The sequence below is a fragment of the Clostridium gallinarum genome (assembly GCF_014836325.1).
Lineage (GTDB): Bacteria > Bacillota > Clostridia > Clostridiales > Clostridiaceae > Clostridium > Clostridium gallinarum.
In genome coordinates this window covers 1-7,183 of record NZ_JACSQZ010000091.1, presented here as the reverse complement: position 1 = coordinate 7,183, position 7,183 = coordinate 1, and the positions used below count along the sequence as shown (strand labels likewise).

The window sequence follows — 7,183 nt, the reverse complement described above, 5'->3', positions numbered from 1 at the left end:
ATAGAATATTCTATTTCCATTATTTCAAATATTATTTTATCACCTTTAAAGGAATTATTTAAAATATATCTTGATAAATTTTCATTATCTTTTATTTCATCAAGAAAATTTTTACCTCCTACTATTTCAATGGCTTTTCTTAATTGCTTAATTTTTTCTTCTAATACTTTATCATCTATAGTTAGCATATTCTTCTCCTTAAAATAATATTTCTTTAATATTATATAATCTAAGAAGTATATTGTCTATTTTAAATTAAATCAATACAATCAACATTTAAGCTATATGTAACATCTTTACGTTCAACTATAACTTTTATTTTTTCTCTTATTTCTTTATCTTCCATTACTTTACCTAATAATTCTTTTGTTGGATTAATAGCATATGGAATACCTACTGATTTAAACATAGTAATATCTCCGGAAGTATCTCCGTAAGCATAACTTTTACTTAAATCTATATTATACTTGGCTTCAAATTCCTTTATTGCAGATAATTTACTTTCACTATCCCACATAGGAATAACGTCTCCAGTATAAGTATTCCCTTCATTCAATTTATAAATTGTACCTTTAAAATCATCCATATTGTATTTTTTAGACATTTCACTTACAAGTTCACTAGGAGATCCTGATATTGCAATAACAATATGTCCTTGTTCTTTATGCCATTTAATTCTTTCTCTACTAAAAGTATAAACTCTATCTCCCTTTTGCTCTATTACTTTTCTAGCTATATAATCAATATGAAACTTATCTAGCCCCTTAATAGCTTCTGTATAAACATCAACCATTTTAAGCAAATAAGTATCATAATCTCCTTGTCTTTTATCCCATTTTAAATATGATGGTCTTACATCATTGTACCATTTGTTTTCATTTACTAATTCATATTTTATTATTTTTTTAAAAACTTCGGTAATTAATCCTTCTCTATATATTGTTCCATCAATATCAAAAAATGCTGCTATTTTTTTCATTAAAACCCCTCCATTTTATATATATTTATTATTTTATTATATATTATATAACATTTTTATTAAATTTCCATAATTATTGGTATAATAGTTGGTCTTCTTTTGGTTTTATCATAAATATGCTTTTCTAATGCTTTTTTAATATTGGCTTTTATTAAATACCATTCTAATATTTTTTCATCTAAACAATTTTGTAATTCACTTTCTGATATTTCTTTTAATTCATTTATTAATTCTTCTGACTCTTTTACATAAACAAATCCTCTAGTTATAATATCTGGTCCTGCAATTATACTATAGCTTTCTTTTTCAATAGTTACCACTATATTAACTAATCCGTCTTGAGCTAAATGTTTTCTATCTCTAAGTACTAGAGTACCAACATCTCCTACTCCTAATCCATCTACTAAAATAGTTCCAGCAGTTACTTTTCCTGTTATTCCAACACTTTCATCATTTATTTCTAAAACATCTCCTCTTTCTAATATAAATATATCTTTATTATCCATTCCAAGTTCTAAAGCTAAATCTTTATGATGCTTTAAATGCCTATACTCACCATGTACTGGCATAAAATATTTAGGATGAATTAATCTATGTATTAATTTTAATTCTTCTTTATATGCGTGACCTGAAACATGAACCTCTTCTAAATCTTCATATATTACTTCCACTCCCTTTTTAAATAACTCATTAATAACTTTAGATATTAATTTATCATTTCCAGGAATTGGAGAAGCGGAGATTATAAATAAATCATCTTTTTCTATTTTAATTTTTCTATGATTACCAAAGGCTATTCTAGCTAACGCTGCCATAGGTTCTCCTTGACTCCCCGTTGTTATTATAGTTATATTATTATTACTATAATTATTTATATCGTCGATTTCTATAATCATATCCTCTGGTATGTGTAAATAACCAAGCTCTAAAGCTAATTTAGAAATACTCTCCATACTTCTACCTGAAAATGCAATTCTTCTATGATTTTCTAAGGATGCATTAACTATTTGCTGCATTCTATGAATATTAGATGCAAAGGTTGCTACAATAATTCTTCCCTTAGCACCTCTAAAAATTCTATTAAAAGTATTTCCTATAGATTTTTCTGACATTGTATACCCATTTCTTTCGACATTCGTACTATCAGCCATAAGTAATAATACTCCTTCTTTTCCAATAGTTGAAATTCTATCTAGATTAATTACTTTATTATCTATAGGTGTTAAATCTATTTTAAAATCTCCTGTATGAAAAATAACTCCCATTGGAGTTTTTATTGATATACAACAAGATTCAGCTATACTATGGGTACTTTGAATAAACTCTACACTTGTTTCTTTAAAATCGACTTTATCATCTGGATTTATAACTATTAACTCAGTTGTATCCTCTAATTTATGTTCTTTAATCTTATTTTCTATTATAGCTAAAGCTAATTTTGTTCCATAAATAGGCACATTTATTTGTTTTAATATATAAGGTATAGCCCCTATATGATCCTCATGACCATGTGTTATAAAAAATCCTCTAACTTTTTTTTCATTTTCTTTTAAATAGGATATATTAGGAATAATTAAATCTACTCCATACATTTCTTCATCTGGAAATGCTATTCCACAATCTATTACTAAAATTTCATTTTGAGTTTCAATTGCAGTAATATTTTTGCCTATTTCTCCAACTCCACCTAACGGAATAATTTTTACAAATCTATCTTTATTCATTGAAAAACCTCCTCTTTTACTAAGAATAGTATTTCCAAAAAAACAAATTTAAATTAAAAAAAGTTAAAGAAAAAATCTCCTAGAGTTATTCTAGGAGACTATCATTAATTATTATAATATAAATTTTCACTTTGATAATCAGGATCACAAGTTATATCTATTTCTAATCTTCTAAATGTTTGCTCATCACTATTTGATATTATAGTTGTTGAATGAGCTTGGCATCCTTTTAAATATGATAATTTATCTAATGCAACTTGAGCTGTTGGATTAGTAGCAGCACATATACTTAATGCTATTAATATTTCCTCACAATTTAAAACTGTATTTTTAATTCCTAATGTTTTAAATTTTAAATTTTGTATTGGTTCTAATATTACTGGAGAAATTAAATGTATCTCATCAGATATATTAGCTAAATATTTAATAGAATTCAATATAACAGCAGCTGGAGCATCCATAATATCTGAACCTCTTCCTGTTACTATAGTTCCATCATTCAGTTTTAAAGCTACTACTGAAGAAATTTCACTTTTATTATTTTCATTTCTTTTCTTTATAGCATATTCTCTAGCTGGAATTACAACTTCTCTATCACTTTCTTTTAAATTCAATTCTTCCATTATTAATTTAGCTCTATCTGCAATTTCTTTATCTACATAGCCTTTTTTATATTCACAAATAGTTTTAAAGTATCTTCTTATAATTTCTTGATTTGATGCTTCCCTTACAGCTTCATCATCAATTATTCCATAGCCTACTCTATTAACTCCCATATCTGTAGGAGACTTATAAATAGATTCTTTTCCTGTTATTTTTTCTATTATTCTCTTTAAAACAGGAAAACTTTCAATATCTCTATTGTAATTTACTGCAACCTTATTATATGCATCAAAATGGAATGAATCTATCATATTAACATCTTTTAAGTCAACTGTTGCGGCTTCATAAGCTATATTTAATGGATGTTTTAAAGGAACATTCCAAACAGGGAAAGTTTCAAATTTTGAATACCCTGCAATATTTCCTCTTTTATTTTCATGATACAATTGACTTAAACATGTAGCAAGCTTTCCACTTCCAGGACCTGGTGCAGTAACAACTACTATAGGTTTAGATGTTTCTATATAAGGGTTTTGACCATACCCCTTATCACTAACAATAGTATCAACGTCTGTTGGATATCCCATTGTTGCTTTATGCTTATAAACTTTAATTCCTCTTCTTTCAAGTTTATTTATGAAAACTGTAGTAGCTGGTTGTCCATCATATCTAGTAATAACAACACTATTTACATCTAATTCATAAGATCTTAAATCATCAATTAATCTTAGTACTTCTAAATCATAAGTAATTCCAAAATCTCCTCTAATTTTATTTCTTTCTATATCTCCTGCATAAACACATATAACTACTTCAACTTTTTCCTTTAATTTTTGAAGTAATTTTATTTTTGCATTTTCATCAAAACCTGGTAAAACTCTCTTAGCATGTAAATCAAACATTAGTTTTCCACCAAATTCTAAATATAATTTATCATAGTTATTAACTCTTTCTAAAATATATTTAGACTGTTCTTCTAAGTACTTCTTATGATCAAATCCTATTTTCATATTATTGCCTCTCTTCTTTATTCTTAAAGTTAATATTCTAAATATTAATTATACATCATTAATTTATCTGTTTCTACCCAAAAAAATAAGCATATAATATAGTTTATATACATATGCTTATTGGCAAAATCATTATCATTTTTCCTGTAATATCACATTGTGGCTTTTTAGGTAGAATTATATTTCTAGTTCTTAATAAATCTAAATATGGATCTATAGATTCTAAAACTTTTTGATAGTATTCCTCTTGAGAAGATTTTCTTAAAAGGCTAATACATTTAGCATTATCATTTTTTATCATCATTACTTTACCAAATATTTTACATGAACACTGAACAAAATCAAAAGTATTATATCCATTATTAACAAAATTATTTTCATTTATTGCTAATAATAAGGATGTATCTTTAGTTTTTAGTACTAAATCAGTAGTTCCATTTCTTGTTATTTTAACTCTTAATCCTTCTAAAAGACGAGAAATTATCCCAAAATCCAATCCTTTTAAATTTTCTTTTTCAATGAAAGAGTTTAAAAAATCAATACCATAACAATTTATACTTTCTATTAATGTATCTATGTACAATGGTATAGATGTTTCTTGAACACATCCAGTTATTTCTAAGTAATCTCCAACTTTTAAATTATGGTCCTCTATAGATTTAAAATTAATAGCATTTATAACATTTTTATTATTATACATATTACTCAATAAATCATTGTGTAGTGTAAAGACTGTACTAATCTTTTTTATCTCTTGTTCTCTTCTATCAAAATCTCGTCCCTCAAATCCTAAGCTTCTTTCTCCTCCATCTTGATAATGCTCTTCACAGGTATTATGTTTACTCTTATAACCTTCGATTTTATCTTTTTGATTTTTATAATCAAGCCCTTTTGAACTTCTATCACTTAACCTAGCATTACCACCTATTGTTGTATCTCGAATTCTTCTATAAGTTCTTATATCTATATATCCATTTAGCGCTAATGAATTTAAATTTTTTATTAGTAACTCGTCTAAATAAACAAGTAAATCTAACACTATTTTCCTCCTAGGAATTCATGCTATACACAATATTATATTAATATAACTATCTTTTAATAACCAATTTATCTTTATTTTTTTTTATGTAAAATATTCTCTAATTCCTTTAGAAATTTTTTATCTCCATCTTTAATACTTAAAACGCCTGACTTACTATCTTCTATTATTTTTAATATTGTCATTTCATCTTCTAATTCTTTAATTTTTTTACTAAGTTCATTCTTATTTTTTTTAGATAATTCCAATGAATAAACTTCCTCATTACATATCATACATTTTCCTATTAGTTTATTATAGGATATTTTACCAATATTAAATTCTTTAGTATCAATTTTACTATTAATTATAATAGGTTGAATTCTACGACACTTTTCACAAAAACATTTATTTTCAATCATATTTTCACCTCATCATTATTTTACCATATAATTTTAGTATTTCAGTATATAATTTTATGTAATACAAAAGGATGCATTATCTGCATCCTTTTACTACTTATTACCAACAACCACCTAGTAAAAATAACCATAATAATGGAAATCCGAAACCACAGCCTCCACCATAGCCACCACCAAAACCGCAGCCTCCGCCACAGCCACCTCCAAAACCACAACCTCCACCACAGTTACTTCTGTAGCAGCAATTATTTCTACAACAGCAATTATTGCAGGATGATCTCCTTGACATGTTTATCAACTCCTACTCTTTTGTATAATATATAGTATTCCTTGTGTATTCTTTTTGTTCTTTATTTATTTTTATATCATTTACGAGTATTTTATATAAGATTATATTGATATTGTAGGTATGTTTTATTTATGTTACTATTTATTAAAAGGAGGTTTTTATATGGAAAAAAGAAATAGGCTTGTAGCACCAAGAAATGTGGTTAACTCTAAAATGCTTTATACTTTTTATATTCTTAAAGAATTATCTAAAGGAAATACCATTTTCGGAAACAAAGTTTTGGAGGAATTTAAAAAAAGATTCTCATCTACCTCCTTACCTTTTCCTGTATCTTCAAGTACTATATATGAAACTTTATACGATTTAGAATTAAAAGGTTATGTGAAAAGCTCTTGGAGTGGAGATGAATTTTTAAATAAAAGAAGCAAAAAGATTTATTCAATTACAGATAGTGGAATAGAATACTATAAAAATCATATTGCTGATTATATAGATAACCTAAATAAAACAAAAGCTACTCTTGATTTAATGATTGAAATTTTAAAAAATAATTAAATACTATCATCTTTTTATATATCCTTAAATATTATATTTTATATGTAATTTATAAGGAGTAAGTTATGAAAGATACTTTTAAAAATTTAGATATATTTAATTTAAATTACTTAAACTCAATTGAAGAACCTATTTATTCTTATAATTTAAAAGATGATATCTTATACTTATATTTTCAAAATATCTATTTTGATGATATTTGTGATATATCTGTGTTTCTAGAGAATATTAAAACAAGAGAAATATATAAATGTAATTCATCAAAAGAAAAAAATTTATTAAAAGTTTATTTGTCAACGTTAAATTATCTTTGTACTGATTATGAGTATTCAATTTATATAATACTAAATAGCTTAAATTGTTATAAAATAATTTATCCAAAATGTTGCGTAACTTATGATAAAATATCAAACCCTTCATTAATATCTAAATCAAATAAAATAAAATGGTATTTAAGAATTGAAAAAAATGGATACTTTAGATTATCTACAATATATCTATTTTAATATATGAATTATAAATAGAAAGACCTACTATAAGAATTACAAATTTAATCTTCTTAGTAGGTTTTTAATGCGTATAT

The 7,183-nt window shown here is 25.2% G+C and carries 9 protein-coding genes; 2 read left to right on the top strand and 7 right to left on the bottom strand.

The annotated features are described in order from the left end of the window. The 7 genes from H9660_RS15325 to H9660_RS15295 all read right to left on the bottom strand — a co-directional run. Positions 1-188 (bottom strand): hypothetical protein (locus tag H9660_RS15325; protein WP_191751255.1); only part of this gene is annotated, 188 nt, incomplete at its 3' end. A gap of 62 nt (positions 189-250) precedes the next feature. Further along, positions 251-979, bottom strand: coding sequence for an HAD-IB family hydrolase (locus tag H9660_RS15320; RefSeq protein WP_191751254.1), 729 nt, complete (start codon positions 977-979; stop codon positions 251-253). 59 nt (positions 980-1,038) lie between these two features. Then, entirely contained in the window at positions 1,039-2,703 is a 1,665-nt protein-coding gene (locus tag H9660_RS15315; protein ID WP_191751253.1) for a ribonuclease J, read from the bottom strand. A gap of 104 nt (positions 2,704-2,807) precedes the next feature. Continuing rightward, positions 2,808-4,316 (bottom strand): DUF1846 domain-containing protein, encoded by a 1,509-nt coding sequence (locus tag H9660_RS15310; RefSeq protein ID WP_191751252.1) that lies wholly within the window; start codon positions 4,314-4,316, stop codon positions 2,808-2,810. Positions 4,317-4,419: 103 nt separating this feature from the next. Beyond that, positions 4,420-5,355 carry a hypothetical protein gene (locus H9660_RS15305; RefSeq protein ID WP_191751251.1) on the bottom strand — a complete coding sequence of 312 codons (936 nt, stop codon included), beginning with the start codon at positions 5,353-5,355 and terminating at the stop codon, positions 4,420-4,422. A 74-nt stretch (positions 5,356-5,429) separates the two neighbouring features. Then, positions 5,430-5,756, bottom strand: coding sequence for a hypothetical protein (locus tag H9660_RS15300; protein WP_191751250.1), 327 nt, complete (start codon positions 5,754-5,756; stop codon positions 5,430-5,432). Between the two features lie 100 nt (positions 5,757-5,856). Further along, positions 5,857-6,045 carry a hypothetical protein gene (locus H9660_RS15295; protein WP_191751249.1) on the bottom strand — a complete coding sequence of 63 codons (189 nt, stop codon included), beginning with the start codon at positions 6,043-6,045 and terminating at the stop codon, positions 5,857-5,859. Between the two features lie 162 nt (positions 6,046-6,207). On the opposite strand from H9660_RS15295, the gene H9660_RS15290 reads away from it, so the two are divergent. Together H9660_RS15290 and H9660_RS15285 are read left to right on the top strand one after the other, a co-directional pair. Beyond that, positions 6,208-6,600: a PadR family transcriptional regulator gene (locus H9660_RS15290; RefSeq protein WP_191751248.1), complete on the top strand. Its 393-nt coding sequence runs from the start codon at positions 6,208-6,210 to the stop codon at positions 6,598-6,600. 65 nt (positions 6,601-6,665) lie between these two features. Further along, positions 6,666-7,106, top strand: a complete 441-nt coding sequence (locus H9660_RS15285; RefSeq protein ID WP_191751247.1) for a hypothetical protein — start codon at positions 6,666-6,668, stop codon at positions 7,104-7,106. Positions 7,107-7,183: the final 77 nt, after the last annotated feature.